This window comes from Geomicrobium halophilum (assembly GCF_014207655.1).
GTDB lineage: Bacteria > Bacillota > Bacilli > Bacillales > Marinococcaceae > Geomicrobium > Geomicrobium halophilum.
Genome location: NZ_JACHHJ010000002.1, coordinates 234,337 through 260,974 on the forward strand (window position 1 = coordinate 234,337; position 26,638 = coordinate 260,974).

General features: G+C 42.5%; 32 protein-coding genes and 1 pseudogene. 29 read left to right on the top strand and 4 right to left on the bottom strand.

The features are described 5' to 3' along the window. Positions 1-48 precede the first annotated feature (48 nt). The 6 genes from HNR44_RS09145 (at position 49) to HNR44_RS09165 (ending at position 4,499) form a co-directional block, all read left to right on the top strand. Complete coding sequence (locus HNR44_RS09145; protein WP_184403835.1) at positions 49-1,044, top strand: NAD(P)-binding domain-containing protein; 996 nt, start codon at positions 49-51, stop codon at positions 1,042-1,044. Beyond that, positions 980-1,645 carry a sugar transferase gene (locus HNR44_RS09150; RefSeq protein ID WP_184403836.1) on the top strand — a complete coding sequence of 222 codons (666 nt, stop codon included), beginning with the start codon at positions 980-982 and terminating at the stop codon, positions 1,643-1,645. The genes HNR44_RS09145 and HNR44_RS09150 overlap by 65 nt, the downstream gene beginning before the upstream one ends. Before the next feature lie 14 nt (positions 1,646-1,659). Continuing rightward, positions 1,660-2,676: an NAD-dependent epimerase gene (locus HNR44_RS09155; protein ID WP_184403837.1), complete on the top strand. Its 1,017-nt coding sequence runs from the start codon at positions 1,660-1,662 to the stop codon at positions 2,674-2,676. 38 nt (positions 2,677-2,714) lie between these two features. After that, on the top strand, positions 2,715-2,843 hold the full coding sequence (locus tag HNR44_RS17835; RefSeq protein ID WP_281381387.1) for a hypothetical protein: 129 nt from the start codon (positions 2,715-2,717) through the stop codon (positions 2,841-2,843). Between the two features lie 287 nt (positions 2,844-3,130). Next, complete coding sequence (locus HNR44_RS09160; protein ID WP_184403838.1) at positions 3,131-3,871, top strand: hypothetical protein; 741 nt, start codon at positions 3,131-3,133, stop codon at positions 3,869-3,871. Further along, positions 3,849-4,499, top strand: a complete 651-nt coding sequence (locus tag HNR44_RS09165) for a TIR domain-containing protein (protein ID WP_184404143.1) — start codon at positions 3,849-3,851, stop codon at positions 4,497-4,499. The genes HNR44_RS09160 and HNR44_RS09165 overlap by 23 nt, the downstream gene beginning before the upstream one ends. 348 nt (positions 4,500-4,847) lie before the next feature. Here HNR44_RS09165 and HNR44_RS09170 read toward each other — a convergent pair whose 3' ends face one another. Further along, positions 4,848-5,390, bottom strand: coding sequence for a sigma-70 family RNA polymerase sigma factor (locus tag HNR44_RS09170; protein WP_184403839.1), 543 nt, complete (start codon positions 5,388-5,390; stop codon positions 4,848-4,850). Positions 5,391-5,872: 482 nt separating this feature from the next. Continuing rightward, positions 5,873-6,742, bottom strand: coding sequence for a GNAT family N-acetyltransferase (locus tag HNR44_RS09180; RefSeq protein ID WP_184403841.1), 870 nt, complete (start codon positions 6,740-6,742; stop codon positions 5,873-5,875). Positions 6,743-7,146: 404 nt separating this feature from the next. On the opposite strand from HNR44_RS09180, the gene HNR44_RS09185 reads away from it, so the two are divergent. The 5 genes and pseudogenes from HNR44_RS09185 (at position 7,147) to HNR44_RS09205 (ending at position 9,764) form a co-directional block, all read left to right on the top strand. Next, positions 7,147-7,335 carry a hypothetical protein gene (locus HNR44_RS09185; RefSeq protein WP_184403842.1) on the top strand — a complete coding sequence of 63 codons (189 nt, stop codon included), beginning with the start codon at positions 7,147-7,149 and terminating at the stop codon, positions 7,333-7,335. A 143-nt stretch (positions 7,336-7,478) separates the two neighbouring features. After that, positions 7,479-8,363 (top strand): hypothetical protein, encoded by an 885-nt coding sequence (locus HNR44_RS09190; RefSeq protein ID WP_184403843.1) that lies wholly within the window; start codon positions 7,479-7,481, stop codon positions 8,361-8,363. Positions 8,364-8,566: 203 nt separating this feature from the next. Continuing rightward, a complete protein-coding gene (locus tag HNR44_RS18060) occupies positions 8,567-8,641 on the top strand; it encodes an SEC-C metal-binding domain-containing protein (RefSeq protein WP_425489452.1) in 75 nt (24 codons plus the stop codon). 46 nt (positions 8,642-8,687) lie between these two features. Beyond that, complete coding sequence (locus HNR44_RS09200; RefSeq protein ID WP_184403845.1) at positions 8,688-8,960, top strand: DUF1028 domain-containing protein; 273 nt, start codon at positions 8,688-8,690, stop codon at positions 8,958-8,960. Beyond that, positions 8,893-9,764: pseudogene (locus HNR44_RS09205) on the top strand (SDR family oxidoreductase). Before HNR44_RS09200 ends, HNR44_RS09205 begins: the two are co-directional and overlap by 68 nt. Here HNR44_RS09205 and chrA read toward each other — a convergent pair. Both chrA and HNR44_RS09215 read right to left on the bottom strand, forming a co-directional pair. Beyond that, positions 9,761-10,936, bottom strand: a complete 1,176-nt coding sequence (gene chrA, locus HNR44_RS09210) for a chromate efflux transporter (protein ID WP_184403846.1) — start codon at positions 10,934-10,936, stop codon at positions 9,761-9,763. The pseudogene HNR44_RS09205 and the gene chrA sit on opposite strands and share 4 nt — an antisense overlap. 83 nt (positions 10,937-11,019) lie before the next feature. Next, a complete protein-coding gene (locus tag HNR44_RS09215) occupies positions 11,020-11,814 on the bottom strand; it encodes an HAD family hydrolase (protein WP_184403847.1) in 795 nt (264 codons plus the stop codon). Positions 11,815-12,003: 189 nt separating this feature from the next. Between HNR44_RS09215 and phnG the strand changes: the two genes are divergently transcribed. The 18 genes from phnG to HNR44_RS17840 all read left to right on the top strand — a co-directional run bounded on the left by phnG (position 12,004) and on the right by HNR44_RS17840 (position 26,546). Beyond that, positions 12,004-12,420: a phosphonate C-P lyase system protein PhnG gene (gene phnG / locus HNR44_RS09220; protein WP_184403848.1), complete on the top strand. Its 417-nt coding sequence runs from the start codon at positions 12,004-12,006 to the stop codon at positions 12,418-12,420. 168 nt (positions 12,421-12,588) lie between these two features. Further along, positions 12,589-13,524 carry a PhnD/SsuA/transferrin family substrate-binding protein gene (locus HNR44_RS09225; RefSeq protein WP_184403849.1) on the top strand — a complete coding sequence of 312 codons (936 nt, stop codon included), beginning with the start codon at positions 12,589-12,591 and terminating at the stop codon, positions 13,522-13,524. 20 nt (positions 13,525-13,544) lie between these two features. Further along, positions 13,545-14,339, top strand: coding sequence for an ATP-binding cassette domain-containing protein (locus tag HNR44_RS09230; protein ID WP_184403850.1), 795 nt, complete (start codon positions 13,545-13,547; stop codon positions 14,337-14,339). 7 nt (positions 14,340-14,346) lie between these two features. Then, entirely contained in the window at positions 14,347-15,129 is a 783-nt protein-coding gene (phnE, locus tag HNR44_RS09235; RefSeq protein ID WP_184403851.1) for a phosphonate ABC transporter, permease protein PhnE, read from the top strand. Between the two features lie 45 nt (positions 15,130-15,174). Further along, entirely contained in the window at positions 15,175-15,780 is a 606-nt protein-coding gene (gene phnH, locus HNR44_RS09240) for a phosphonate C-P lyase system protein PhnH (RefSeq protein ID WP_184403852.1), read from the top strand. Between the two features lie 34 nt (positions 15,781-15,814). Next, complete coding sequence (locus HNR44_RS09245; RefSeq protein ID WP_184403853.1) at positions 15,815-16,912, top strand: carbon-phosphorus lyase complex subunit PhnI; 1,098 nt, start codon at positions 15,815-15,817, stop codon at positions 16,910-16,912. Between the two features lie 6 nt (positions 16,913-16,918). Next, entirely contained in the window at positions 16,919-17,782 is an 864-nt protein-coding gene (locus HNR44_RS09250) for an alpha-D-ribose 1-methylphosphonate 5-phosphate C-P-lyase PhnJ (RefSeq protein ID WP_184403854.1), read from the top strand. 1 nt (position 17,783) lies between these two features. Further along, a complete protein-coding gene (locus tag HNR44_RS09255) occupies positions 17,784-18,638 on the top strand; it encodes an ATP-binding cassette domain-containing protein (RefSeq protein WP_184403855.1) in 855 nt (284 codons plus the stop codon). Between the two features lie 44 nt (positions 18,639-18,682). After that, positions 18,683-19,369, top strand: a complete 687-nt coding sequence (locus HNR44_RS09260; RefSeq protein WP_184403856.1) for a phosphonate C-P lyase system protein PhnL — start codon at positions 18,683-18,685, stop codon at positions 19,367-19,369. Positions 19,370-19,401: 32 nt separating this feature from the next. After that, the gene (locus tag HNR44_RS09265) at positions 19,402-20,595 is read left to right on the top strand and encodes an alpha-D-ribose 1-methylphosphonate 5-triphosphate diphosphatase (RefSeq protein ID WP_184403857.1); all 1,194 of its coding nucleotides are present in this window, start codon (positions 19,402-19,404) and stop codon (positions 20,593-20,595) included. Positions 20,596-20,600: 5 nt separating this feature from the next. Beyond that, positions 20,601-21,536 carry a sugar phosphate isomerase/epimerase family protein gene (locus tag HNR44_RS09270; protein WP_184403858.1) on the top strand — a complete coding sequence of 312 codons (936 nt, stop codon included), beginning with the start codon at positions 20,601-20,603 and terminating at the stop codon, positions 21,534-21,536. A 64-nt stretch (positions 21,537-21,600) separates the two neighbouring features. After that, positions 21,601-22,347 (top strand): phosphonate ABC transporter ATP-binding protein, encoded by a 747-nt coding sequence (gene phnC / locus HNR44_RS09275; RefSeq protein ID WP_184403859.1) that lies wholly within the window; start codon positions 21,601-21,603, stop codon positions 22,345-22,347. A gap of 20 nt (positions 22,348-22,367) precedes the next feature. Then, a complete protein-coding gene (gene phnE, locus HNR44_RS09280; protein ID WP_184403860.1) occupies positions 22,368-23,234 on the top strand; it encodes a phosphonate ABC transporter, permease protein PhnE in 867 nt (288 codons plus the stop codon). Beyond that, complete coding sequence (phnE, locus tag HNR44_RS09285; RefSeq protein WP_184403861.1) at positions 23,231-24,031, top strand: phosphonate ABC transporter, permease protein PhnE; 801 nt, start codon at positions 23,231-23,233, stop codon at positions 24,029-24,031. The genes phnE (HNR44_RS09280) and phnE (HNR44_RS09285) overlap by 4 nt, the downstream gene beginning before the upstream one ends. A 44-nt stretch (positions 24,032-24,075) precedes the next feature. Next, positions 24,076-25,053 (top strand): phosphate/phosphite/phosphonate ABC transporter substrate-binding protein, encoded by a 978-nt coding sequence (locus HNR44_RS09290; RefSeq protein ID WP_184403862.1) that lies wholly within the window; start codon positions 24,076-24,078, stop codon positions 25,051-25,053. Between the two features lie 272 nt (positions 25,054-25,325). Continuing rightward, positions 25,326-26,183, top strand: a complete 858-nt coding sequence (gene phnD / locus HNR44_RS09295; RefSeq protein WP_184403863.1) for a phosphate/phosphite/phosphonate ABC transporter substrate-binding protein — start codon at positions 25,326-25,328, stop codon at positions 26,181-26,183. Between the two features lie 106 nt (positions 26,184-26,289). Further along, a complete protein-coding gene (locus HNR44_RS18065) occupies positions 26,290-26,355 on the top strand; it encodes a hypothetical protein (protein ID WP_221434277.1) in 66 nt (21 codons plus the stop codon). Beyond that, positions 26,352-26,546 carry a glycerophosphodiester phosphodiesterase family protein gene (locus HNR44_RS17840; RefSeq protein ID WP_184403864.1) on the top strand — a complete coding sequence of 65 codons (195 nt, stop codon included), beginning with the start codon at positions 26,352-26,354 and terminating at the stop codon, positions 26,544-26,546. Before HNR44_RS18065 ends, HNR44_RS17840 begins: the two co-directional genes overlap by 4 nt. The last annotated feature ends 92 nt before the right edge of the window (positions 26,547-26,638 follow it).

The following is a 26,638-nucleotide window of genomic DNA, read 5'->3' on the forward strand; positions in this document are numbered from 1 at the left end:
ACCATTGGAGTAAAGTATGACAAAGGGTTGTGCCATTTTATGGATGTTATGAATCAAATTGAAAAAGAGCTGGAATTTGCAAAGAAAAAAGAGTTAGGCATGTTAGCAATGGTAAGTACAACATCAGGTCGATCTAACTCATTTAGTGTATTGCCACGAAGATACACAGAGCATTTTCTAGCGATAAACTTTCTTGTATCAAATGAAGAGATAGCGGAAGATTGTTTACGATGCTTAGATGGCAGGGTAAATTACATCCTTGTCGATCAAGAGCTAAAAAAGGATCTGAATTTGAATCGTATAGCGAAAAATGTTGTGAATAAGTCGGAGGTAATTGCCTATAAACCGAACGATGCCACCCTAGAAGCGACTGACTTATTAGTTCGCGAGCATGTGGCAGACCATTTTCTTGATAAAAATATATTGATGGTTGGATTGGGGAACATCGGTGGAAAACTAGCACTTCGATTACAAGAAAGGGGTGCGCAGGTAACGGTTATTGCAAGAAATTTTGATAAAGCAACTGAAACGGTGAAAGGCTTAAATCATATTTTACCTAGACATGCATCTTCGATTCATGTGGTTAAAAACGTTCGTGAAGTGAATAAGCAAGACATCCTGATATCGTTTGTTTCTGCTAAAAACGTGGTAACAGAGGACTACCTCGACGTACTAGGTGAAGGTTCTATAGCTGTAGACGGAGGTATTAATAATTTTTCACCTGATTTTATTCAGAAAGCAACTGAAACCGGAGTTAAAAATATTCGAGTTGATGTCAGGTTAGGGTTTCCATACACGTTACACAAGCTTCTCCCTGAGACAAAACACTTTTTCTCTAATGTACAGGGGAAAAGAAAATTTCTAGAAGTTAATATTGTAGCTGGTGGTATTATTGGTGAGGAAGGCGACGTGATTGTGGATCAAATAAAACACCCTACTCAAATTATCGGAATTGCGAACGGAACAGGAGGGCTGAAAGATGAAAACGAATATACAGAACGAGATCGATCAAGCCTCCATACCATCAGAAAGCACCTCAAATAAAATAGCTAAGCGGATTTTCGATATTCTCGTTAGTTTTTTTATCCTTGTGTTAATATCTCCAATCCTATTGATCGTTGCAATTCTCATATTAATTTCTGATGGTAGACCTATTTTGTTTAAGCAAGAACGAACTGGGTTGAATGGAAATGTGTTTAGAATGTGGAAGTTTCGTACGATGAAGATCGTTAAGGATCCACAGGGATCGAAAAAGAAATATGATTGGGAAAATGGTGTGCCTGACGATTTTGTTTTTAAAACTTCCTATAACCCCAATATTACAAAGGTTGGGGCATTTCTCAGAAAGTATAGTCTGGATGAGCTTCCCCAATTCTTTAATGTTCTATTTGGGCAAATGAGTATTGTCGGCCCACGGCCTGAAATCGTTGATATAACTAAATGCTATAATGATTATCAGGCTCAGAGACTACTAGTTAAACCGGGGATAACAGGTCATGCTCAAACAAATGGACGAGCGGAAATCCCGCACGGAGAAAAAATTGAATATGACTTGTATTATGTTCGAAACAGCACCATTTTTATGGATATAAAGATTTTATTTCTTACCATCTATCAAACGATCTTTGGCAAAGGGGCATACTGAAGGAGGAAAACGATATGAAAGTATTGGTGACCGGAACAGCAGGATTTGTAGGCATGCACTTTGCCAAGAGGCTCTTAAGTGACGGATATGATGTTGTAGGTGTAGACAACCTTAACGATTACTATGATGTGCAATTGAAGAAAGATCGTGTTGACGGATTAAAGAATGAGGAACATTTTCGCTTTGTCGAGGGCGATTTGGCGGATCGTGATTTTTTACAGGAATTATTTTCGAAAGAGAATTTTACGCATGTCATAAATCTTGCTGCCCAGGCTGGTGTTCGCTATAGTCTGGAAAATCCTCATGCGTATGTCGATGCGAACCTTGTCGGCTTCACGAATATTCTGGAAGCCTGTCGTCACAATGAGATTGAACACCTGATCTATGCTTCATCTAGTTCAGTGTATGGCGCGAATAAGAAAATGCCGTTCTCCACATCTGATGAAGTCAATCATCCTGTCAGTCTATATGCGGCCACGAAGAAAGCCAATGAATTACTCGCCCATTCTTACAGCCACCTGTATAATCTCCCTACGACAGGGCTGCGCTTTTTCACCGTATATGGACCATGGGGACGTCCAGATATGGCTTATTTTTCTTTTACGAAAAACATCATGGAAGGTAACCCCATCAAGGTATTCAATAACGGCGAGATGATGCGTGATTTTACATATATTGATGACATTGTTGAAGGAATGGTTCGCCTGCTCGATCATCAACCAGTGGGAAATCCGAATTACGAAGATGCAAGCGAGAGCCATGCTCCTTACAAAGTCTATAACATCGGTAACAATCAACCGGTGAAACTCATGGACTTCATTCGTACGATTGAAAAGCACCTCGGGAAAGAAGCAAATATGGAATTCTTGCCGATGCAGCCTGGCGATGTCGAAGCCACGTACGCGGACATTGATGATTTGCAGAATGCGATTGGATTCAGCCCAAGCACGAGTATAGATGAAGGTATTGAGCAGTTTGTGGCATGGTATAAGGCGTATTATGGTAGTGGAGTTGAGATGGGGGGAGTTTAATCACCACCTCCTCGTCGCCGGTGTGGGGTGTGGGGCAATTGGAAGTACTTGACCAGCGCGTTTGCGTCGGCAAAGGATATGTTGTTTGTTCTGCCTATACGATTTATCCGCCTGCATCTCCATCTACACTCTACATTGATGCTTTTGCTTTGTATTGTCGGGTGTAAATGTAAGTATACAAGAGGAGAAAGGGTCCTCTACCCAGCAACGTATATAAGGTAAATTTCTTACTTAAGGAAAATAAAATAAACAACAAAGTGAGAACAAATTGGTAGGAGAAAATCCGTTCCGATCAGTGGCTATTGGTGGACATCTGCAATACCTATGGAGTGCCTGTACATTGATGCAGAGGAGTTAAGGAGTGAATATCGTGCACATATAATCATCTCCCTCTCCCTCTTTGTAATTAAATATTTGCTCCGGCTTGAGCAAATCGAAAGGAATGATAGTTTAGATGAAAAAATTGTTTGTTGCGATAGTAGTAATACTAATTATATCTGCGTTTATGGTTCCAGTTTTTATTCCTGAAGAACTACCATATTTAACAAACTTACAGTTGGTCTTGTCTGCTTTAATAACTTTATTTCTACCTTTTACTCTGCTGTCTCTTATTTTTGCTGCTTGGGTAACGAAACACCTGTATATTCAATTGGAGCGAATGAACATCGGTGGAATTAACTTATTGTTCCGGAAACCTGATAAGCTTTTTCTGGATAGTGCGAAAGCCTTTTTAGAGACAAAAAGAACCCTCTATAAAATCAATGGTGAATTAGATAATTTTAATGAGACATTAGATTCCTATTTTTCCACTTATCAGTTTTTTAAAAATGAAATGTCAATACTTGATACTACTAAGGAAGACCAAAAAAAATTATATGAACTTAGTTCAAAAATAATAAGGTACCTTAATGAATTTTTGACTTTAAACCAAAATAATTATCGTCGATGGTATCAAAAAACAATTGAAGAGAACCGAGTATTAATTAAGGGTGAGAATGAAGAAAAGGATACAGGAACAAAGGCGCATATGATGAGGATTGGGGAATTGCAAAAATACTACTATGACTACAATCAAATCTTGAAAGGATTTAAAGATATAAATACTTTTTTCAAACAAGAAGTAAATCAAACTATTAAAGTTGACATTAATAAATGGGAGAGTGATTATATTGGTGAAACACAAAACTTTCATTAGTTATCATCATAAAAATGAACAAGAGGAAAAAGATCAAATTGTTAATTTATTTAGTGGAGAAGATTTTATAGATTCATCAGTACATGATGGGGATATTGATACCGACTTATCAGAAGAATCTATAATGAGAATTATTCGTGATGACTATTTAAAAGATTCTACCGTTACGTTAGTAATTATAGGTGAAGAAACAGCAAAAAGGGCCTTTATCAATTCAGAAATCCAGGCATCACTTTGGGGAAGTAATCCAAATGGTTTATTGGCTGTTGTTACTGATGAACTCTATAACAAAATATTTAGTGAAGGAATTTGCAGTGGATTGAACTGTAATCATAATGTTAGGGTACCTCAAAATCATAGTTATTATTTGCCCGAATTAGTTTACAAGAATCGAGATATAAATAGAAATGAGGACTTTGATTCATCACCATGTCATCATAACGATTATAAAGTGTATTGTGGTTTGACAAGCTTCTCAACTTTTATGGAAGATTCTGATCAGTATATAAATGCTGCTTTTGATAAAAGGGATGAACTAAATTATAAAATAGCAAAAAAACTATCGAGTAATACACCAAAGATACAAAGAAATTCACTTAGTTCTCTTTCTGATTCATTATTCAGGTAAAACCCAGATGTTTATGGCTTACATTCCGCTATGGAACTCCATATGGCTTATGCAACCCATGCAAGTACACAATAGAAGGAGGTAATGGGGAGAAGAGTCCCTAATCCTATAACGAAAGAAAAATAGGCGTACTATTAAATAGAAGCTGCTGAAAAAGCGTGAAACGTTTGCCATGTAGGCATTCAATGCTATTGTATCCGTTGTTAAGTGCAAGAGTTATGCCCATATATTGCTTTAAAACCTTGCACATTGATATTGATCACGATCAAACGTTTGCTAAACGGTTTGATTTTGGCGTCTGTGAGCTGTTATAACTGTATGAAACATTATCATTTTGTGGTGAGTTGTTCAGCAATCCCTAAATTCTCTGTCGGTATTTTGCTTAGAATACTGCTTTCTCAGTTTCTTGAGTGCATTTTTTCTCCAGCCTTTAACGGTTTCGTTGGAGACGTTGTATTTAGCAGCGATCATGCGCGGGGCCTGATCGTGGATGGCATGTTCGACCACCCATAGCTGTTCACGACGGGTTAAGTAATCGAGGTAGGGAGCTAACGCCTCCATATCTGAGGTTCCCAAATATTCAAGGTAGGTATCTTGCAAAGACTCTAGCTCTGTTGAACAAACATGGCGATCTTGATGTCTAACATCTTTTCTCAACATCGTCATCATTTCGCCCCTGACGCGTATAAACGCGTAGGAAGAGAAGGATCCTTTCACTTCATCATAATCTCTGTATGCATACCAAAGACCGAGATAACCAGCCTGTAGAAAATCCTCGTGATTACTATGAATACGGAGTCGACGAATCATCCCCCGAACCAACGGCGTATAGTCATGATAAATTTGCTCGAATCCAGCAGGATCAGTAGATTGTGACTGAAAAATGCTCATTGATGTTCCTTCCGGAACAGCGCTGTTCAAAATTTTTACCCAAGGTACTTATAATATAGCAATAACTAGGAAAAAAGGGGGTATTTGAAAGAAAATTATAATAAAAAATTATCTTTAAATAGAGTCTTATCGATTAAATTGTATTAATACTAGTACTTATGAACCTGGCTGAACTGGCAGAATGTTATGGATAACAAATTTTTGGCAATAGTCAAGTTTGGTGATTTTGGGAAAATAGACCATTAGAGTGACGCCAGTTATCAACGTCATCACCATTTTACTGGTTTTGTTAGCAGCGGTACCGGCGTTTCCATCTGTGCTTGCAATACAAGACTTCATCAAAAATACGACGACTTATTGGTTAGTGATTCTAGGTTTGGAGAGAGATAAAGGAGCTGTTCGGACGTCGCAGCTCCTTTTTAATTTATCGATGGAATGGTTGATAAAATGGTATACTTTCGACTGATTAACCCCGCGTGGTGTTACTTCACTGAGTCTTCCCGGTTCATCCCATAAAGAAGCCAGGGGGAGGGGAGCGTAAATGAATGATCTTCTGGGAGGAGGTTCACTTCTTCTCTTGTTAGATCAATCCATATGTAGGTGTCGCTTCGCGTTTGCGCTTGCAATGTGCGGTATGCAGCGGAAACGGTTTCCCATAAGCCATTTTGGGTCCAAAGGTCACTCCATGGGTAGACAACATGCAAGTAATGATATTTTTTCTGATCGGTTTTTGCAATGAAGAATCGCGTCTGGGTTTGATTTTCATAAAAAGACCAGCTTTGTAAATGTTCGTCTGAAAATAATGATGGAGAAGCAGGAAAAGGATAATAGCATTCCAAAGGGAAAATCGCAGAAGGCCGGATATATGTCTTTTCTATCCATTCTCGCTTTCTTTGTAAATCATGGATTGGCTTCCAAGGTTCACCGCCTGAATGTAAGGCAGTCACATTGTTGGTCGTGGCATTAAATAATGTGGCCTGAGGCTTTAAACTGAGTTTTTCAAGCACGCGCCGCGCAGGGGTGTTATGTTCTTGCGTGTTCGCTCCAACCCATTGAATGTCCGGATGCTCAAGCGCCTTTCTGATCACGAAAGTCATGAGCTTTGTGGAAAGATGTCGTCCTTGAAACGATTGGTCACTCCGAAGCCTTCCTAGCATGGCGTAGTGGTTTGCAAAAATAGTATAGCCACCTGTACTTACGAGTTGACCATCTACAAATAAACCATACAATCTATGATTCCCCGTGACTAAATGATCAAATATATCGAGGATGTAGTCATCTTCGATCCCTGTATCCATGTTTTCAAATCGTGGTAAATCCTCAACGTGTAGTTGACGAATCAAAAGGCTCACCCCCCTATTTTCACTATCTGCGCTCATTATATCTGGCGTTTAAGGGTGGAGCAAAAATTATGCGGTCACAGGCTGAAGAACATCTAACATTTTTTGAAAAAATGGTGTGAATAAGCGATATCGAATGTGAATAAGATGAAGAACGTTGCAGAATGATTGGTGATTTTGTTTATTTTTCACGATGGATATGAATGATTAAAACATGGTCATTTCTGTTCTGATTGGGGCGTTTGACGGGTTCGAAAAATGGAATGGAGGTTGACACCTGATGTATTGTTCGAACTGCGGCAATGGAAGGTGAGAAGAAGTTTTGCTCTGATTGTGGTCATAATCTCAAGTCTGAGGCTCCGGTACGTAACCAAACAAGCACATCTCAACAGGATTCAGGTGATGGTAAGGTTTTTATGGTGTTGGGTTGGGCATTCGCTGCAATGTCGCTCTTAATTATTCCGATTCTTTTTGGTGCCGCAGCAGTTATTATGGGCTATCTTTATAAAAAACATGACGATCAACATGGCACAATTATTATGATTGCGAGTATCGGAACTGCCATTTTTGGTGTGTTATTAGGCGCGATCACGTATCCGTATTAAGAAGATCGTGCCGTTAAGCGAATCGTAAAAGCACTTTTCTTGTGAAGAGTGCTTCTTATTTTTGCTTTTGGACAGCGAGCTAAATGATAGACTAACGATGATAGGTTAGTCTTTTTCTCATGAACTTATAAAGGATGGGATGAATGGATAAAACGTTGAAATATATTTTGATATTTACTTTGGGTCTTACTATTGGGTTTGTTCTGAACTTTTTTATAAATCAAGATGTTAACGAAGGAGAAAGTCAACCTGATGCAAAACAGGATGAGGCGTCTCCCCAAAATGACGAAGTGGCAAACGTAGACCATGTCATTGATTTACATGATCATATAGAAAAATTTGATCCGATGATCGAGGAACATCACAACCTTGCCGGTACAGGTCCATATCATCCAGAATTCGAATCGGATTTTGATCAGAACGTACACGACATCGCTGAAGAAATCGAGCAGGGGAGAATGGTCGATGAAGCATTCCCTGCAACGACTAACGCAGAAGTTGAAGAAATCAGATCCGTTTATCACCGTGTATTAGATGAGTTTGAAAAATATGCGGCTATTGGCGAAACAGAGGAATTAGAGGTATTAATGTTCGCCGACTTGAGTTCTCATATCGATATCACCGAACGACATAAAAAAACCTTTTACAACATTGCTGAGGAATACATTCTCGGAGAAATCGAAGAAGATGATGCACGGGAAACTGACGACGGGGAAACGGAATTACAAGTGGAAACCGATCCTTATCGGATCGCTTATGATGCTTCCAAAGAGGGAGTTGAACTTTTTTATTCAGAAATAAGCGATAGCGTGACCTTCGACCATCCGGCGCTTCCTGAAATTGATATTGAACAGGAGCCTAATGGTGATTTTATTGTTGATTCCTATGTGGTTATAACATACCACGAGGATGGGAGGACATCCGAAGTGGCGTATGAAATGACGATTTCCGAGGAGTATGAATATATAGATATTTATGCGCCTAAAGCTAATGGCTATTTTCCGTTGAGTGGACAGTATGTTCCCTAGGTGTGAATGGGGCTCTCTTACACCCCCTCTTTACTCTAATATAAAGAGTTGAACTTGCAGCATAGGCGCTCTTTCTCATACATTGAAGATACGATAGGGGAAATGCATTGGTGGCTTCTTTTAAGCAACCACATAGAAGCGTGGAAAAAGAGAGAAAAAAAGCGATGCCAAAACGAAACAATAAGATCAATCTGGCTGAAAAAATGGAAAAGGTCGGACGTAACGAACCGTACCCCTGTGGAAGCGGAAAAAAACACAAAAAGTGTTGTAGTGATTAAATAAACGTTTGTTGAAAAGACAAGAAGCCAGGGAGGGTACTGTAAGATGCGTAAACTAAATACATTTTCAATTACTGCAAGATGCGAGAAAAAAGGGCAATTCGGTGTTGCAGTGTCAACAAGGGTTCCTGCAGTTGGAAGCATTTGTCCTTTTGTTAAAGCCGGCGTTGGCGCTATCGCAACACAGTCATTTGTCAATCCTTATATCGGAATAAATGGGTTGAAATATTTAGAAGAAGGAGGGAAATGCCATGGATCCCAGAGAGATGCAGGTAGGAAGCACGCCTCGGCAGCACCAGGAAAAGCAGCCGGGCATTGAATCGAAGATGCAGCCAAGACCGCCGCAACCTTCGGATTACCAAGGGACGAATAAATTAAAAGGCAAAGCTTCCCTGATTACGGGAGGAGACAGCGGAATCGGTCGTGCTGTCGCCATTCTCTATGCCAAAGAAGGCGCTGATGTGGCCATTTCCTATTTGGATGAACATGGAGACGCGGAAGAAACGAAAAAATAGTGGAAGCAGAGGGTGTCAAGTGTTTACTGTTCCCAGGAGATATAAAGAATGACTCCCATTGCGAGGGGCTTGTCGAGAAGACAGTTCATGAGTTTGGAAAAATAAATATTCTCGTGAATTATGCCGTAATCCAATATGTGCGTGTCGATCTGCTTGATATTTCGTCCGCGCAGTTCGAAGAAGTCTTTCGGGTGAATTTCTTTTCACAATTTTATCTGACGAAAGCTGCAGTACGGCATATGCAAGCAGGTGATTCCATTATTGCCACTTCATCTATTAATGCTTACCGTGGTAATCTGATTTTTATGGATTATTCTGCAACGAAAAGCGCGCTCACCTCATTTATCCGCAGTATCGCTCAAAGCCTTTCCGGTAAAGGAATTAGTGCGAATTCAGTAGCTCCCGGGCCGGGGCCGGTATGGACGCTATTAATCCCGTCTTCGTTTGACGAAGATGGCGTTGAGGATTTTGGTCAAGGCGGCTTAATCAACCGCCCCGGCCAACCATCGGAACACGCATGGCTATATGTAATGCTCGCCTCGGATGAGTCATCCTACATGAACGGTCAGGAGATTCATATTAACGGTGGTGATTACACCTCGTCTTAAAAAACAGCTATAAGAGACCCTCCTACGGCTCCGGTAAGAACAATGAGCCAAGGCGGAAGTTTTAAATAAACGAGCATAAAAAACAACAAGGCTGCTAAAGCAAAGTCTATTGGGGTGAGGATGGCACTTGTCCATATGGGTTGGTAAAATGCAGAGATGAGTATCCCTACAACAGCTGCATTAACCCCCATAAATGCCCCTTTAATCTTACCGTTTGCCCTCAATGAATACCAAAACGGCAATGTTCCTAAAATGAGAAGGAACGCGGGAAGGAAAATTGCAATTGTTGCCATTAGACCGCCTGGCCATCCACCAATATCAGCCCCGATATAGGAAGCAAACGTAAAAAGAGGACCCGGAACAGCTTGGGCTGCACCATAACCGGCAAGAAACGATTCTTCACTAATTAATCCCGTAGGAACAAACTCTCGTTCCAAAAGCGGAAGGACGACATGCCCGCCGCCAAATACTAAAGAACCTGCGCGATAGAAGCTATCGAGTACGCTAATCCAAGTCATTGAACTAACATTACTTAAAATAGGGAGGCCGACCAACAGTCCGAAAAATAATGTTAAGGAAATTGCCCCAAACCTTTTTGAGATTGGAAATTTCATGGATAGCTTTTCATTGTTTTGGTTGTTTCTAAATATAAAAAAACCTAATAATCCAGCCACCAGGATAACTCCAATTTGCGAAAGAAAATGTGGAATCATCAATGTTGCGATTAAAGCAAATAGCGCAATGGTTTTTCTCGTTAAATCCGGTGTTAAGTTCTGAGCCATACCGAGGATAGCATGGGCTACCACGGCAACGGCTACAATTTTTAAGCCCTGAATAAACCCTGCGTCTGCTACACCGAACTCCTGTACGATGAATGCGAATAGGATAAGAGCAATTACGGATGGTAATGTAAATCCAATAAAAGAAATAAAGCCACCGAAAACGCCGCCTCTCATTACTCCGATACCAATCCCAACCTGACTACTCGCCGGCCCCGGCAAAAACTGACTTAACGCGACTAAATCAGCGTAACTTTTTTCATCCATCCATTTCCTTCGGCGAACATATTCTTCATGAAAATATCCCAGATGGGCGATAGGACCGCCAAATGAAGTCAGTCCCAGTCTTGTGGAAACAAGTAATATTTCTAAAAGCTGTTTTAAATAAGGCATTATGAAACCTCCCACTCCCCAAACGACACAAAAAATGATATCGAACTACGATATCGAAATCATATATGATGAAATTTTTACATTCAAGTTATTTTTTCAAAGGATCGAACGAGGTATTTTTCGATAAATTCTGCCAGTCCATCTTCTTCATGGTGACCGGTGGTAACATCCGCGGCCGTTTTGACTTCATAGCCGGCATTCCCCATGGCGGCGCTGATACCGGCATGATGCAGCATCTGGATATCGTTTGGGCCATCTCCGATGGCTGCCGTTTCCTCAGGTTTAATGCCAAATGCTCTAATAAGCACTTCAATGGCTGCCCATTTGGAAACACCGGGAGCCACTATTTCAAACCCGTTTTCCCAGTCAATGACGTCGGCTGAATTGCTGAACAAATGGGACATATGAGAGCCATGAGAACCGGTCCTGACGTTGTACTTCAGCACGCTCCGATAATCTGCATGTCGCAAATCGCCGATATACCTTGGTGGCACCTTCCCTTCCCTGGTCCACTCATCTACTTCCTTGGATGTCCTTTTGCAATAGAGACCGTCAGTTGAGTGCACAATCACATTGCAAGAAGCCTCATTCGTGACTCGATGAAAATGCGCCTCATCCAACACAACCGGATTCATCCGGATAACCCTGCCCGTGAATCCATCGTGAATGGCAGCACCATTCAGACAGATCATGGGTGCCATCAAGCTAAGCATTCTATGGTAAGGTGTTGTGATCTCGTATTGACGCCCGGTTGCCAGAAAAACTTTAACACCCTGTGTTTTCAATCGGTTGATCGCTTTGACATTCCGCTTTGAAATCTCATTTGATGACGTCAGCAATGTTCCATCCATATCAATGAACAATGCACGTATATTCATGTTGTTCCTCCTTCCTCTCATACATGAACTATATCATCCGAAGATGAAGTGATTATTAACTGTGTGTAATGATTTCATGAAAAATTGGGTTTACAAGAACTTCATCATGCTTTACGGAATCTATTAAAACCTTCTTTAAACTCTGACTTTATGATTAGAACTGAAAAGAAACAAAAGAGGAGGAATAAGATGCAAGTTAACAAATGGTCTCAAGCATTGAACGATGCGGAATCGGAAGTTATTCACAATATGGTTTCGCCGATTATAGAACAATATGACATTCATATAATGAAGCCCCCGCAGAGGTCATTGCTCATGCTCCAGTCAAAAGAAACGGTTTCGGGAGGTGCTTTTAATCTTGGAGAAACAGAAATCACCGAATGTACGGTATCCATTGAAGATCAATGGGGGTTTGGAGCAGTTATGAATGGTGATGGAAAACGCGCTTATTATCTCGCTATTATCGATGCCGTCATTGCCGGTGCTTTTCCCATCACGTTTCATTGGAAGCAAATTATTGAAAAAGAACTTGAAAAGGTTGCCGCTAAACATTATAAGGATCACGAAAACACAATGAAAACGAAAGTGAGCTTTGAAACCAAGTAGGCCTTCAAGCATCCCCTCTTATACATATCAGGAGTTTTTATAGAGTGACATAAGTGATTATAGGCGAAGGGATGATTTTATTTACAAATCTTTAACACTATATATAAATAATATTCATAATTTTTATGTATCATTATCAATGGTTAAAAATGAAGGGAGAGGAAACGCGTGCTAAAACCAAAAGGCTTAATCGGAATCTTGGGGACAGTCGTTCTGCTTGGAGGTTGCGGGGGAGAGCAAGAAGGAGATGACCAAGAAGCTACTGCGCAACAGGCGGAATCCGAGGAAACGGAGGAAGAAGGAGATCGCGAAGACTGGCCAGACGAGATCCGCTTTGCCGATACAGGTGTGGAAGGAATGGAAGAGTTACAGCGGCAATTTGAACCTTTTCAGGAAGAATTGGAAGAAACGATAGGCATGGACATTGAGTTCTTTGCAGTGACGGATCGCACGATTGGTTCAACGGCAATGGAATATGATCAAGTGGACGTTCTTCTGGCAGGACCATCGGAGTATGCGCAAATTAAGTCCGTTGTACCGGATACCGAGTTGCTTGCAGGTATTGAAAGAGATGAGTACCATGCCGCCTTCATCGCACATGAAGATAGTGATATTGGAACATTGGCGGATGTAGAGGGCCACAGCATCGCGATGAAAGACCCCGGCTCAACGAGTGGGCATGTAGGACCGAGTGAAATGCTTATCGACGAAGGAATAGACGTGGATGAAGATGTTGACATTCAACTGTTGGATGATGCCCGTTTTGATGCATTTCTAAATCGTGATGTGGAAGTGTTGGCTACCGGAATTAAGGATTACCACGAAATGGTTGAAGAGCATGAAGACGAAGGTTTTCGGATAATTGCCGAGGGAGAAACGCTTCCGAACGATGTGTTTGTTGCAAGCCCGGAGCTTCCTGATGACTTAATAGAAAACATGCGGGAAAGCATCCTTGAAAATGATGAAGCACTGCTGGATTCGATTCTTGTAACAGGTGAAAATGATAAATATGTTGAGGGTACGTTTACGGAAGCTTCTGACGAGGATTACGACAGTATGCGGAACGCTTACGAAGAGTTGGGACTTGATTTATCGGAGGAATAAAAAGAAGGGAGTAGTATTGCGTGTTTTCAGTGACTATGAGCGAAGTAACCAAAGTATACCCCAATGGAACCGAAGCGCTTAAAGCGTTGGATCTTAACATTGGTCCAGGTGAACATGTTGTCATTCTGGGTCATAATGGGTCTGGAAAGTCTACCTTATTCCGCTGTATGACAGATTTTGAAAATATAACAGGCGGATATTTGGAGATAGGTGGAAAAGTACCAGCGAGTTTTAAAAAAAGAAAGGAACGCAGTACATTTCGGCGTAATATCGGATTGGTTTTCCAACATTATCACTTAACCCATAATCTAAGTGTGCTGCAAAATGTTCTATTTGGTGCCCTCGGTCGGCAACCATTTCGGAAAGTGTGTGCACCTATTGCGTCCTCAACCTTGAGATTGGAAGCGATGAATGCGCTTGAACGTGTAGGGATGGAAAGCGTAGCAGGCAATGGTGCGGATGAATTGTCGGGAGGACAGAAACAAAGGGTAGCCATCGCGCGCATGATCATGCAGCGTCCGCGGATGATTATGGCGGATGAACCCATTGCCAGCCTAGACCCAAAGGCTGGAAAAGAAATTATGGATCTCCTTGTTTCCATCTGCAGGGAAAATCAACTAACGTTTATAAGCATTCTTCATCAGATGGATATTGCTCTTGAATATGGAGAACGGATTATTGGGCTGAATCAAGGTGAAGTCCTGATTGACAAGGGGGTTCCCCATATTCAACGTTCAGAGCTGCAGAAATTATACATGAGTCCGAAAGAACAAAAAGCGAAATGGAACGAAGGTTTGGTGGAATATGGAGTATAACCGCCATATGCCGAAACGTTTCAAGCTGCCTTCCCCTGCAACGATAATAATCACCATTGGCGGGCTCATTCTATTTATCCTCGGGTTAGGATCTATGGAAATAAGTGCCGATCGATTCTTTTCCGGCATTGTAAATATGTTTCATTTCATCATCGGTGCTTTCCCGCCTGATTTGGAAAGATTTCAAACAGCACTTGTAGCCATGTATGAAACCTTTCAAATCGCGTTGGTCGGAACGGTGTTCGGGGTCTTTCTTAGCCTTCCGATTGCATTGCTAGCTTCAAGAAACACAACGCCCCATCCAGTCATTGGTTATGTGGCCAAGGGTTTTATATCCCTGCTTCGAACCGTTCCCGATTTAATATGGGCGTTAATATTCGTTATTTCGGTAGGGTTGGGACCTTTCCCGGGCATGCTGACGATCATGATGGATACGATTGGTTTCTGTGGCCGCTTTTTTTCTGAACGAATCGAAGAAATGGAAAAGGGGCCGATTGAAGCAGTGCAATCGACGGGCTCCAATCAAACAGGTGTTATTTTCGGATCTATTCTTCCACTTGGAGTGCCATCCTTTGTGGGAACAAGCTTGTTTGCTGTGGAGAAAGCCATTCGCGGTGCCGTGGTTCTCGGGCTGGTTGGTGCAGGTGGAATTGGCGTTGAGCTGTCGGTTGCCATGACGATGCGGCAGTTTGATGAAGCCTTGATGATGATTTTGTTGATTTTAGTCGTCGTTATTATTGTAGAACAATGCTCCACCTATATCCGGAAAAAATTCATTGCGAATGCCTAGGTCCGATAAAACATTAAATTAATTTTAAAACCAAGGAGGATAACCATGGCTGAAAACGGGTTAATCGCTAAATCTTCCACGATGGAACAGGATCAAAGTGTTTTTCGTACCTTGCTCGCTGCAATGGCGAATCCGGGGACGATTCAACGTATTCAACACTATCATGCATCTAATCAGAAATATTTTGCAACGAAAATCTACATAAACATCGCTCATGCCTTGCTTGACCAGGAAGTCAGTTATTATGTGCACGAAAACCCGGAGTTATCGAAAGCGATCGCGCGGTCTACCTTTTCAAAGGAAGCATCCATCGGGAATGCGGAATACCTTTTTTTTCAGGGGCTAACAGATACGAATATCATAGAAAGTTTGGAAGGAACGATTCAAACAGGAGAATTGAGCAGTCCTGAGAAAGGCGCGATGATTTTTCTTCATATCGATGCATTCCAATCCGAGGGTATGAGTTGGACTGGTCCGGGAATCGATAAAAGTGTGGAAATCGCTATGTCCGGTTTAGACCAGCAATGGCTAATTTTAAGGGAAAAAGTGAATCAAGAATATCCATTAGGTGTGGACGTGGTATTTTTTACAAGCGCCGGAGATATTTGTGCACTTCCGAGGACAACGCATATTCAGCAAATGGGAGAGTAACGATTTATTTATTGTATACGAGGGGGTAGAGTGAATGGCCTATGTCACTGTAACCGGAGGTCAAGAAGCTATTGAGGCAGCAAAAAAATTGGCGGACACCTATCGTTTGGACCCCCAACAGCCTCCATTGGATCCTTCCTTGATCCAAAAACAAATGCGGCTGCTTGTGGACCGTATCATGAGCGAAGGTGGATTGTACGCACCTGAGCTGGCATCGCTAGCGCTGAAGCAATCGGAAGGCGATACATTTGAAGCGGCTTTCCTACTCCGGGCGTATCGATCCACTTTGCCAAGAAACCATTACAGCCATGTCCTTGATATGGAAAATATGCGTGTCATCCGTCGTATTTCTTCTTCTTTCAAAGATATCCCTGGCGGCCAAGTTCTAGGTCCTACCTATGATTTCACTCATCGGTTGCTTCGTTTTGATCTCATGGATGAACATTTGAGTCGTGACGATCTTTCTGCATTAGAGGAATCACTTCCCGATGGGGTCGAGTGGCGGGATAAAAATCTTACGTTTACGAAAGTGGCCGGCATTTTGCGTGATCAGGGACTTTTGGGAAGAAATCCTGCTTTATCCGATACGGAACCTCCTTTTGACATTACCAGGGAAAAGTATACCAGTCCGGCTCCTCGGTCTGCTCGACTTCAAGCATTAGCGAGAGGGGAAACCGGGGCGATGATGGCATTGGCTTATAGCAGTATGAGAGGATACGGGGCCGTTCATCCAACCATTGGGGAACTACGTGTCGGGTATGCGCCCGTGTGCATTCCCCATCCATATCAGGAGGGAGAAAGTGTCTATGTAGGAGAAACGCTCGTCACTGAAGTAGAAACGATCAACAAATTTGCGACAAATGAAGAATCCGGAGAAGTTGAATTTTTTCTCGGTTATGGCTGTTGCTTCGGACAAAATGAACTTAAAGCAATTTCCATGGCCATCTTGGATCGCAGCATATCCGATGGGGGCACAGCTCCTGCCGAAGATGAAGAATTTGTGCTTGAACATATCGACAGCATCGAAGCCAATGGATTTGTTTCTCATTTGAAACTCCCCCATTACGTGACCTTCCAGTCTAAACTGGATCGAATACGCGCGACCAAGGAAAAACAAAACGGAGGGGAGTAGTGCCAAATGAAAACAGCGCAGGAGCACAACCAATCATACAATTATGCTTTTCTTGATGAACCTTCAAAAAGGGAAATTCGCCGTAAGACATTAAAAGCGGTTGCTATCCCGGGCTATCAAGTTCCTTTTGCATCCAGGGAATTACCGATTGCCAGAGGGTGGGGAACAGGAGGCTTGCAGCTTACCTTGTCGCTTATCGGTGATGACGATTGTGTCAAAGTCATCGATCAAGGAAGCGATGACAGTGTGAATGCCGTCAGCATACGAAATTTGGTACAAGAGACGACAAACGTCTCTGTCACTACACAGACTGAAGCAGCTACCATTATCCAGTCTCGTCATCGCATTCCGGAAGTCCCGTTGACACCCGAACAAGTTTTAGTTCTTCAAGTGCCTAAACCGGAACCGTTGCGCAATGTAGAATCGAGTGAAAAACGCACGAGGATACAGCACGGAGAAAAAAATTACAACGCGATGTGGTTAGAGTTATACGAAGACATTGTCAAGTGGGACCATGCCTTATTTGATGCGGACTACCCTGTGATGGTTCACGGACGCTACTTGATGGCGCCTAGCCCAATTCCCCGCTGGGATACCCCCAAGTTGCATCAATCTTCGTTTTTGACTTTACTGGGCGCAGGTCGTGAGAAAAAAATTTATGCTGTACCACCCTATACCGACGTTGAGCCTCTTCAATTTGATGATTACCCGTTTCAAGTTGAATCTTTTAACAGTAAAGCTTGCACTCGCTGTGGATCGACTGATGTTTTTCTGGAAGAAAATACAGATGAAACGAATGGAGAGGTGCATTATCAATGTTCAGATACAGCCTACTGCAACAAAGTGCTGGACGAGAAAGGGGGACGTTAGCATGTCCCTTGTAGAATCCCCTTTGCTGAGCATCCGCAATTTTTATAAAAAGTATGGGGACGGGTGCCTTTTTTGCACAACGGACAGTGAATCCGAAAACCCTTATATGGACGGAAATCGATGCCTTGAATGTGGAACGGTCTGGGCTTGTAGAAATTTGAACTTTGATTTATACCAAGGGGAAATTCTCGGCATTGTCGGGGAAAGCGGCTCCGGGAAAAGTACATTGGTTAAATCATTGTTTTTCAATGAGGAACCTACCTATGGAGAGATGTATTTAGCATCTTATCGAGATGGAGAGCAAAATGTTTTCGATTGTTCCCATCAAACGAAAAGATATTTGCAAAACCATGAATTGGGGATGGTTGATCAAAATCCTTATCATGGTTTGAGAATGGACTACTCCAGCGGTGGGAATATTGCCGAAAAATTGATTGCTGCGGACTACAGTCACGTGGGGCAAATGGTGGAACGTGCAGAAGAGTTGCTGGAGAAAGTGGAAATTCCGGTAGCTCGAATGAATGAACCTCCCCGGAAATTCAGTGGAGGAATGCAACAACGTGTGCAAATTTCAAAAGCGCTGGCCAATCGCCCTCCCTTATTACTTTTGGGCGAAATTACCACCGGATTGGACCTTTCCGTTCAGGCACGTGTACTCGATTTGATCCGCACGATTCAACAGGAGTTAAAGGTTTCCATGATTGTAATCTCTCATGATCTTGGAGTTATTCGCATGCTAACCGATCGCACCTTAGTGTTGAATCAAGGGCGGATTGTGGAAAACGGACTGACAGATCAGATTATGGAAGATCCTCAACATGCGTACACGCAACTTCTCGTCCATTCATTGTTGTAGACATCATCCTTACTGAAATTTCAAATGGGAAAGGCTGAACGTGAATGCTTAAGGTCGAGGGATTATACAAACGATTTTCGATTAGCAATGGAAAAACCATTGCGCCGATTCAAGACCTTCATTTTTCATTAGAACCATCAACATCCATAGGCATTGCCGGTCCCAGCGGGATTGGAAAATCATCGATTTTAAAATGCCTGCATCGAACGTATTTATGCACGCAAGGTAATATATGGTATGATTCTATGCTCTATGGCTGGATTAATCTTGCAGAAGCAAGCGAGAGACAGATTATTGAAATACGTACCTATGAAGTTAGTTATGTAAGTCAATTTTTGCGTGTCATTCCACGCGTTTCTTGTTTAGACATTGTAGCAGGTGAGCTTTTTCCAATGATTGAAAATATGGAAGCGGCAAGAATTCAGGCAAAGGATATTTTACAGAGATTAGGCATCCCTGAAAAACTATGGACCCTGTACCCCGCAACATTTAGCGGAGGGGAAAAACAAAGAATCAACTTGGCAAAATCCCTGATTAAAAAACCACGCCTGCTGTTACTAGACGAACCTACAGCTTCATTGGACGAAAACATGAAAGAGAAAGTTGTAGAGTTGTTACTGGAAATGAAGAAGGAAGGCACCGCGATGATCGGTGTTTTCCATGATTGGGAGACGATGGACGTCATCGTTGATCATGTTTTGGATATGACGCCATCTACGGCCAGTCAATAGTACAGTGAGACTCAGGAAAGGAGAAAAGCAACATGCATACAGGTTCCAGGCGGATTATTAATGGTAATATTGTCACTCCAACCGAGGTGTTGATCGGGGGTTCCATTGAAATGGAAAACGGAGTGATCACTGAGATTCTGCCACACTCCCGCGTACGTTCACTCGTACCTGACGATATCGATGCCCGAAACAACTGGATTATACCGGGGATTATCGATACACACAGTGACGCGATTGAAAAGGAAATTCAACCGAGACCAAGTAGTTTATTTGCACCGAAACAAGCGTTTATGGAACTGGAGAAAAAATTGGTTTTCCAAGGCATTACGACCATGTACCATTCGTTAAGCTTAAGAGAACATAAATCAGGTAAACAAAGAAGCAACGAGACGGTTGTAAACCTTCTGGAAGACATCAATGAAATGAAGCAACACTCGCGTTTGATCAACCATAAAACACATATCCGTTTTGAGGTTACAAATGTCAAAGCGATTCCGATCGTACGCGAGTGGTTGGAATTGTGCAAGATGGATCAACTATCATTTACGGATCATACGCCGGGTCAAGGGCAATACCGCAATGGGAAAGAGCTAAAAGACTATATAATGTACACCCAACAGATGACCGAACAGGAAGCAGTACAATGGATGGATATGTACCTTGAGTTAGAAAGAATAGATCACCGACACTTGCGGGAAATCGCAGATATCGCTCGTCGTCAAAATATACCGCTGTCATCACACGATGATGATACGTTGGAAAAAATTGATACAGCCAAGAGATGGCATGCTTCGATCAGTGAATTTCCCATAACTTTGGACATTGCCCAAGCGGCAAAAGAAGCTGGATTGTACGTTGTCATGGGCGCTCCGAACATCATTCTTGGAGGTTCGCATAACAACAATTTATCAGCACTTGAAGCACTAAAAAGCGGTGCAGTAGATGTTCTCTGCTCGGATTACTATCCGCCCGCGATGCTGCAGGCGGCTTTTTACCTGTATAAACATGGCTTTCTCTCAATCCCTGAATCTATCAATTTGATCAGCTATAATCCCGCAAAAGCACTAAGCATTGAAAGCACAGGCGCCTTAAAGCCTGGCTTGGACGCGGACATTTTGATCGTCAACGATAACAGCGTATACCCTGCTGTGGAACGCACGATTTTAAAAGGATTCACTGTTGGCCAATTGACTTATCAGCCAACAAAACAACCAACAAAGGGGTAATGAAAATGGTTCAGGATGTAGGAGTAAGCATTTCTTCCTATGGCGAAGTGGCTGATATGGGATCATTACAGTTGAAACTAAAAAAAATTGAATCCCTGGGTTTGCAGGCTGTTGAACTCCCCGTGCAAGGGTTGCAGCTTCTAAAAAACGGCGTGTTGAATCGGGAACGGCTATCCGGATATAAAGAGATACTCCGCCAATTTGACCTTCAATATGCCTTGCACCTTCCACATTATTTAAATCTCAGTCGTCCTACAGAACCGCGAGTAGAAAAGGATATTTTATTTGCTTCCATAGATGTCGCGGAAGAACTCGGGGTACGCACACTTGTTTACCACCCAATCCGCTTTATTGGTGAAGAGCAATTTTTGCATCCTCACTCTTGGTCTGTGTTCAATGCTGCGGAAAAAGAAAAGATGCTTTATGAAGAGCGGCAAATCCTAACGACTGCCGGCGAACAAGCAAAAAAATCCAACCTTGTTATCGGCATGGAAAATATGCGTCCGTTTCTTGATCGTACAGACTATTGCTATGCGGTGAACCCCGGTTTGCTTGTGGAGCAAGTTAGAGAGATCAATCATTCTCATGTGGGGTTGACTTTAGACGTTGGTCACCTTCACATAGCAACGAATATATACGACCTTGACTTCAAAGAACAACTGATGTTGATGGCTCCTCACCTCGTGCACCTTCATATTCATGACAACTTTGGAAAAGCTTGTTTCTCGACGGAGAAAAACCAATACGAACTTATCCCCCAGGGCAGGGGTGACATGCACGCGCCTATCGGTTCAGGGAGTGTACCGTTTGACCTGGTAGTAGACTTGCTTCCCGATACCTATCCCGGGATGATGATCCATGAGCTTCGCCCTCTCTATGAAGATCGGTGGAGTGAAATAGCACTGAAATTATCGAAAGACAGCATGCCATTTACACAATGATTACACAGAAAAAACGTTAGATTTATATCTGTCCTTTATTATTAAATGGAAAGGGGAGAAAATTTTGGCTGAAACTGTTTTGGAATTACGTGACGTAAAGAAAGTGTTCTCAGATGGTACGGAAGCGTTAAAAGGCATTACATCTACAGTGAAAAAAGGTGAACTGGTTTCTATCATTGGTTCGAGTGGCGCAGGGAAAAGCACGCTTTTACGTTCGATCAACCGTCTCAACGATCCTACTGGAGGGGAAATCCTGTTTCAAGGTAAAAATATATTATCTTTTAAGAGGAGGGATCTACGCCAGTATCGGCGCCATATGGGGATGATTTTTCAGGGTTATAATTTAGTCAAAAGATCAAGTGTGATCCAAAATGTGTTGCATGGAAGGCTTGGATATATGAACACATTATCCGGTGGATTTGGGCATTTTAGCAAGGAAGATTCATTCTATGCTTTGGAAGTTTTGTCAAGAGTCGGTCTCAAAGACCAAGCATTCAAGCGGGCGGATGAATTAAGTGGCGGTCAACAACAACGGGTAGGTATAGCCCGCGCCATTGCCCAAAATCCTGATATCTTGTTGGCGGACGAGCCGATCGCCAGTCTCGATCCAAATTCCTCATGGAATGTCATGAATTATTTAAAGCAAATTTCAAAAGAGGATGAAATCACGACAATTGTGAATTTACATCAAGTTGATTTTGCCAGAGAATTCGCTGATCGTATCATCGGTGTTAAAGCAGGGGAAATTGTCTTTGATGGACCACCTGCGCACCTCACGGAACGAAAAACTCAAATGATTTACACCACTTAGGATAAGGAGGTCAAGGTTGAATGAGCAGATCCGTTGAAGGTACTTTAGAACAGCCACTGGAATTGCCGCCGCGTACGGAAAATAAAGATCTTCTTGGACTGTACAAGGATTGGCAACGCAGAAAGAAGATGGTGCGAAAAAATCGCGCGTGGATTTTGGGCATTATATTTTTGGCAGTCGTCTGGTCATGGTATGCAACCGAGTTTACCCTTCTTTATTTGATTTCGGGTGCCGGCAATATCGCTGCATTTATTGCAACGGATTTATTCCCGCCTGATTTATCAAGCATCCCCATGTTCATAGGCCCTGCACTGGAAACATTGTATATGAGCTATGCGGGGATGGTAATTTCGGTGGCCATTTCTTTGATTTTAGCCTTTTTGATCGCCCGCAATATGAAGTTCCACCCCATCATTTCTTTTATCTGTCGCTCTATTGTTACGTTTTTGCGGGCAGTACCGGCGCTTGTGTGGGGGATCATTCTTGTCTCAGCGATTGGCCTTGGTCCTTTTGCCGGAATGGTCGCCGTTGCGCTCTCAGGTGTTGGTATTTTAGGGAAAGCGTTCTCCGACATTGTTGAAGAAATTGACATGGATCAGGTAGGGGCAGTGAAAGCGACAGGTGCTAACTGGTTTCAAGTCGTGGGGCAAAGCGTATGGCCGCAGTTTAAGAGCGGTTTCGTAGGTTGGTCGCTATACAAGCTTGATTTAAACATCCGTGAGGCTGCCGTTCTCGGGATGGTTGGCGCCGGGGGAATCGGGATTGTCCTGGAAAGAAGCATCAGTCTCTTTCAATACCAAGAAGCGGCGATGGGCATCTTAATGATCTTCGCCTTGATTTTACTCGTAGAGTTCACCACTGCAAAAATTAGGGAGAGAATACTATGAGTGAAATGAAACAAGAAAAAAATCGAACAACGAAAAATCTGATCATTACAGTGGCAGCTGTATTCTTTTTCTTCAGTTTGTTCCAACTGGACGTCATTTCAGAAACTTTTTTGGCATCTTTTGATGGTCTGCTAGGCATTACGTCTACGATGTTTCCCCCGACTTTAGACGAACCAATTGATATTTTCGGGGCAGCTGTGGAGTCGTTGCAAGTTGCCATTATGGGGACGGTGTTTGGCATTCTATTTTCTATATTGCTAGCGGCGTTCGCGGCCAGGAATTTAGCGCCTCATTGGTCCATAAGTTACGCTGTCAAAACGTTTGCGGCATTCGTAAGGGCTGTTCCTGCATTAATCTGGGCGCTCCTGTTCATCGTTGCCGTTGGGCTTGGCCCAACACCCCGGATATTGGCTCTCGCTGTTAACAGTATCGGGATGTTGGTGAAAATATATGCGGAATCGATCGAAGAAATTGACGAGAGTGTGCTTGATGCAGTCAAAGCGACCGGGGCTTCCAAATTTCAAGTCATTATGCAAGGGGTTGTGCCGATGCTCCTTAGTACATTTATTTCCTGGTCGGTCTTCCGTTTTGACATCAACATTCGTTATGCTGCCGTTCTTGGTGTTGTTGGCGCAGGTGGGATTGGCTGGGAACTTGTGAGGGCATCAAGAATGCTTGCATATGACCAAATGCTCGCAATCACACTCGTAATATTCGGGATGATTTTGGCAGTAGAGATGTTGACGCGTTTCATGAAAGATCGTGTAATACAAGTCAATGCAAAAGCGAGCAGTTAATCCTTGTTGATGGTATTAAAATCTGATAAAGGTGGAGGTTTATCGTGAAAAAATTTCATTTGCGTCCTTTTGCTTTGGTCGGTCTTTTGTTAATGGGCACAGCTTGTGAATCCGAGACAAGCGGGGAGCAATCAGACAACCAAGAAGCGGAAGGGTCGAGTGAAGAAGCCGCTGCTGAAGAAGGAGAAGGACCAGCAGAACAAGATGATTGGCCGGATCCTTTAGTCTATGGCATACTGCCTTCTGAAGATGAGCAGGAATTATCGGACGAATATGAACCGTTAGCCGGCTATCTATCTGATGAACTCGGTGTAGACGTTGAGTTTCACGTCGGTACTGACTACAACGCGATGATTGAAGCCATGGCCAATGATCATATCCACGTGGCACATTATGGGCCATTTTCCTATGTGCTTGCCAATGAGCGCTCAGGTGGAGAAGCTTTTGCCATGGGGATCGAAGCTGAGGGCGAGGAGACGTATCAATCCAATATTGTGACGTTGGAAGACAGCGACATTGAATCAGTCGAGGACCTTAAAGGGAGTGACATCGCCTTTGTCGATCCAGCTTCTACGTCAGGTCATTTATTTCCGATGTCCCATTTGGTCAATACATTAGACAGCAGTATGGAAGAAGTGGAATCTATGTTTGAGAACGTGACTTTCGCTGGAGGGCACGATACAGCCATGCTCGCGCTATTAAATGGAGATGTGGACGCCGCGGGTGTTGGCGATTTTATCGTTGATGATGTCGAGCACGAAAATATTGATCAAGTTCAGATTGTCGATGAAACCGATGAAATTCCTCATGGACCGGAAACCATTCAAAGTGATCTTCCTGAAAGTTTAAAAGACGCGGTAGTCGAGGCATTTTTAACAATGGATGAAGACCCGGAAGTGCAAAATTTCTTGGAGGATCGAGATAACCAAGCAGGATTCATTGAAGTAGAGGACAGTACTTACGATATCATACGTGAGACATCTGACGCTTTGGAGATGTCTCCGGAAGCGCTAATGGAATAAGGGAACATTAAAGTTTGGACAAATAACTTAGTAGATAATTTACGTTGGCTCTATAACTCCTTAATATTTAGCGTTTATAGTGGAAAGTGACAGCGCCTATAAGGATATGAGAGGAGGTTCACTCTGTTGGCTGTCACACGAACAAACATGTATTAAAAGGTTTATAGCCATATGAATCACGAATTTTTGAAAAAGTAAAAATAGTGAGGAGAAAAATCATTAAAAAAATTAAACGGAAAAAACTGGTCCTTTTACCTTTTTGCGTATCAACAATGTTGGTACTGGTCGCATGTGCAGAAGAAGAATCTTCTGATTCTGATAATGGTGAAACAGCAAATGAAGCTGCAGAAGCTGAGGGAGAAGTAGAAGAGAGTGCTGATGAATGGCCTGACGAACTTGTAATGGGCGTTATCCCTTCTGAAGAAGAGACGGAAGTGTCACAGCGTGTAGAATCGTTTGGTGAAGAATTAGGAGAAAATTTGGGTATTGATGTAGAAGTATTTATGGGGACAGACTACAACGCTATCATTGAAGGAATGGAGAATGAACATGTTGATATCGCATTCTTAGGTCCCTTCGCCTATATTTTGGCAGAAGAACGCAGTGATGCTGAAGTGTTCGCCATCGGTGCGGAAGGTGAAGACGATATTACTTATAAAAGTGCATTTATTGTGCCGGAAAATTCAGAAGCTGAAGAGCTCGCTGATCTTGAAGGACAAGACTTTGCATTTGTAGACCCTGCATCCACTTCAGGACATATTTTTCCTCGCTCAGCCGTTATCGATGAAATAGGCGTCACAAATGATGAAGTAGAAGATTTTTTTGGTAATGTCAGTTTTTCAGGCGGTCATGATACTTCTATTTTATCGGTAATAAATGAAGATGTAGATGGAGCAGCAATAGCAACAGATGTGATGGAAGCTATGCTTGATCAAGGTCAAGTGAGCGAGGAGGATTTCAAGATTATTAATGCTTCCGATGATATTCCGCGTGGACCTGACGCTTATCGAGCGGGACTTCCAGAAGACCTTAAAGAAGAAATCGAAGCTTTTTATTTTGATTATGAGGATGAGCAGTTTTTTGAGGAACGAGGCATCAGCGGCTTCTACCCTATTGATGACGAAGCCTAGATATCGTTCGCCAAACATCGGGAGATCTGGGGATGAGTCCTGAAGAATTATTAGATTAAAACAGAGGAGAAACTTTGGAGCACGAGGAAGCTATCCGGAAAACACACTGCTCAGCTTCCAAAAGGCGATTGAAGAAGATGTCTATGGATTGGAAATTGACGTTCATATGTGACTGCTGATGGGGAGATTGTCGTCATTCATGATGAACAGCTGGGGCGGACGACGAATGGAGAAGGTTATGTGAAAGATCTAACCTTTGAACAAATAAAACAGTACAGTGCCGGTTCTCGTTTTTCATACTTTCGAAATTACGAAGAATCTTGGGATCTTGAGAACGTTCCATCATTGCTAGAGGGTCCTTGAACTGCTAGGGCCATACGATATCGAATTAAATATTAAATTGAAGACAGATCGAGTGTTTTATACAGGAATTGAAGAAAAAGTGCTCGCACTTT

What these genes read in the sequence shown, in the direction of transcription:
- HNR44_RS09155 (WP_184403837.1), top strand. Translation starts at nt 1,660, where the DNA reads ATGAAAGTATTGGTGACCGGAACAGCAGGATTTGTAGGCATGCACTTT.
- phnE (WP_184403861.1), top strand. Translation starts at nt 23,231, where the DNA reads ATGAGTGAAATGAAACAAGAAAAAAATCGAACAACGAAAAATCTGATC.
- phnH (WP_184403852.1), top strand. Translation starts at nt 15,175, where the DNA reads ATGGCTGAAAACGGGTTAATCGCTAAATCTTCCACGATGGAACAGGAT.
- phnD (WP_184403863.1), top strand. Translation starts at nt 25,326, where the DNA reads ATGTTGGTACTGGTCGCATGTGCAGAAGAAGAATCTTCTGATTCTGAT.
- HNR44_RS09145 (WP_184403835.1), top strand. Translation starts at nt 49, where the DNA reads ATGAATCAAATTGAAAAAGAGCTGGAATTTGCAAAGAAAAAAGAGTTA.
- phnE (WP_184403851.1), top strand. Translation starts at nt 14,347, where the DNA reads ATGCCGAAACGTTTCAAGCTGCCTTCCCCTGCAACGATAATAATCACC.
- phnE (WP_184403860.1), top strand. Translation starts at nt 22,368, where the DNA reads ATGAGCAGATCCGTTGAAGGTACTTTAGAACAGCCACTGGAATTGCCG.
- HNR44_RS09170 (WP_184403839.1), bottom strand. Translation starts at nt 5,390, where the DNA reads ATGAGCATTTTTCAGTCACAATCTACTGATCCTGCTGGATTCGAGCAA.
- HNR44_RS09270 (WP_184403858.1), top strand. Translation starts at nt 20,601, where the DNA reads ATGGTTCAGGATGTAGGAGTAAGCATTTCTTCCTATGGCGAAGTGGCT.
- HNR44_RS09260 (WP_184403856.1), top strand. Translation starts at nt 18,683, where the DNA reads ATGCTTAAGGTCGAGGGATTATACAAACGATTTTCGATTAGCAATGGA.
- HNR44_RS09255 (WP_184403855.1), top strand. Translation starts at nt 17,784, where the DNA reads ATGTCCCTTGTAGAATCCCCTTTGCTGAGCATCCGCAATTTTTATAAA.
- HNR44_RS09150 (WP_184403836.1), top strand. Translation starts at nt 980, where the DNA reads ATGAAAACGAATATACAGAACGAGATCGATCAAGCCTCCATACCATCA.
- phnG (WP_184403848.1), top strand. Translation starts at nt 12,004, where the DNA reads ATGCAAGTTAACAAATGGTCTCAAGCATTGAACGATGCGGAATCGGAA.
- chrA (WP_184403846.1), bottom strand. Translation starts at nt 10,936, where the DNA reads ATGCCTTATTTAAAACAGCTTTTAGAAATATTACTTGTTTCCACAAGA.
- HNR44_RS09265 (WP_184403857.1), top strand. Translation starts at nt 19,402, where the DNA reads ATGCATACAGGTTCCAGGCGGATTATTAATGGTAATATTGTCACTCCA.
- HNR44_RS09200 (WP_184403845.1), top strand. Translation starts at nt 8,688, where the DNA reads ATGCGTAAACTAAATACATTTTCAATTACTGCAAGATGCGAGAAAAAA.
- HNR44_RS09245 (WP_184403853.1), top strand. Translation starts at nt 15,815, where the DNA reads ATGGCCTATGTCACTGTAACCGGAGGTCAAGAAGCTATTGAGGCAGCA.
- HNR44_RS09190 (WP_184403843.1), top strand. Translation starts at nt 7,479, where the DNA reads ATGGATAAAACGTTGAAATATATTTTGATATTTACTTTGGGTCTTACT.
- HNR44_RS09160 (WP_184403838.1), top strand. Translation starts at nt 3,131, where the DNA reads ATGAAAAAATTGTTTGTTGCGATAGTAGTAATACTAATTATATCTGCG.
- HNR44_RS09185 (WP_184403842.1), top strand. Translation starts at nt 7,147, where the DNA reads ATGGTGTTGGGTTGGGCATTCGCTGCAATGTCGCTCTTAATTATTCCG.
- HNR44_RS09215 (WP_184403847.1), bottom strand. Translation starts at nt 11,814, where the DNA reads ATGAATATACGTGCATTGTTCATTGATATGGATGGAACATTGCTGACG.
- HNR44_RS09250 (WP_184403854.1), top strand. Translation starts at nt 16,919, where the DNA reads ATGAAAACAGCGCAGGAGCACAACCAATCATACAATTATGCTTTTCTT.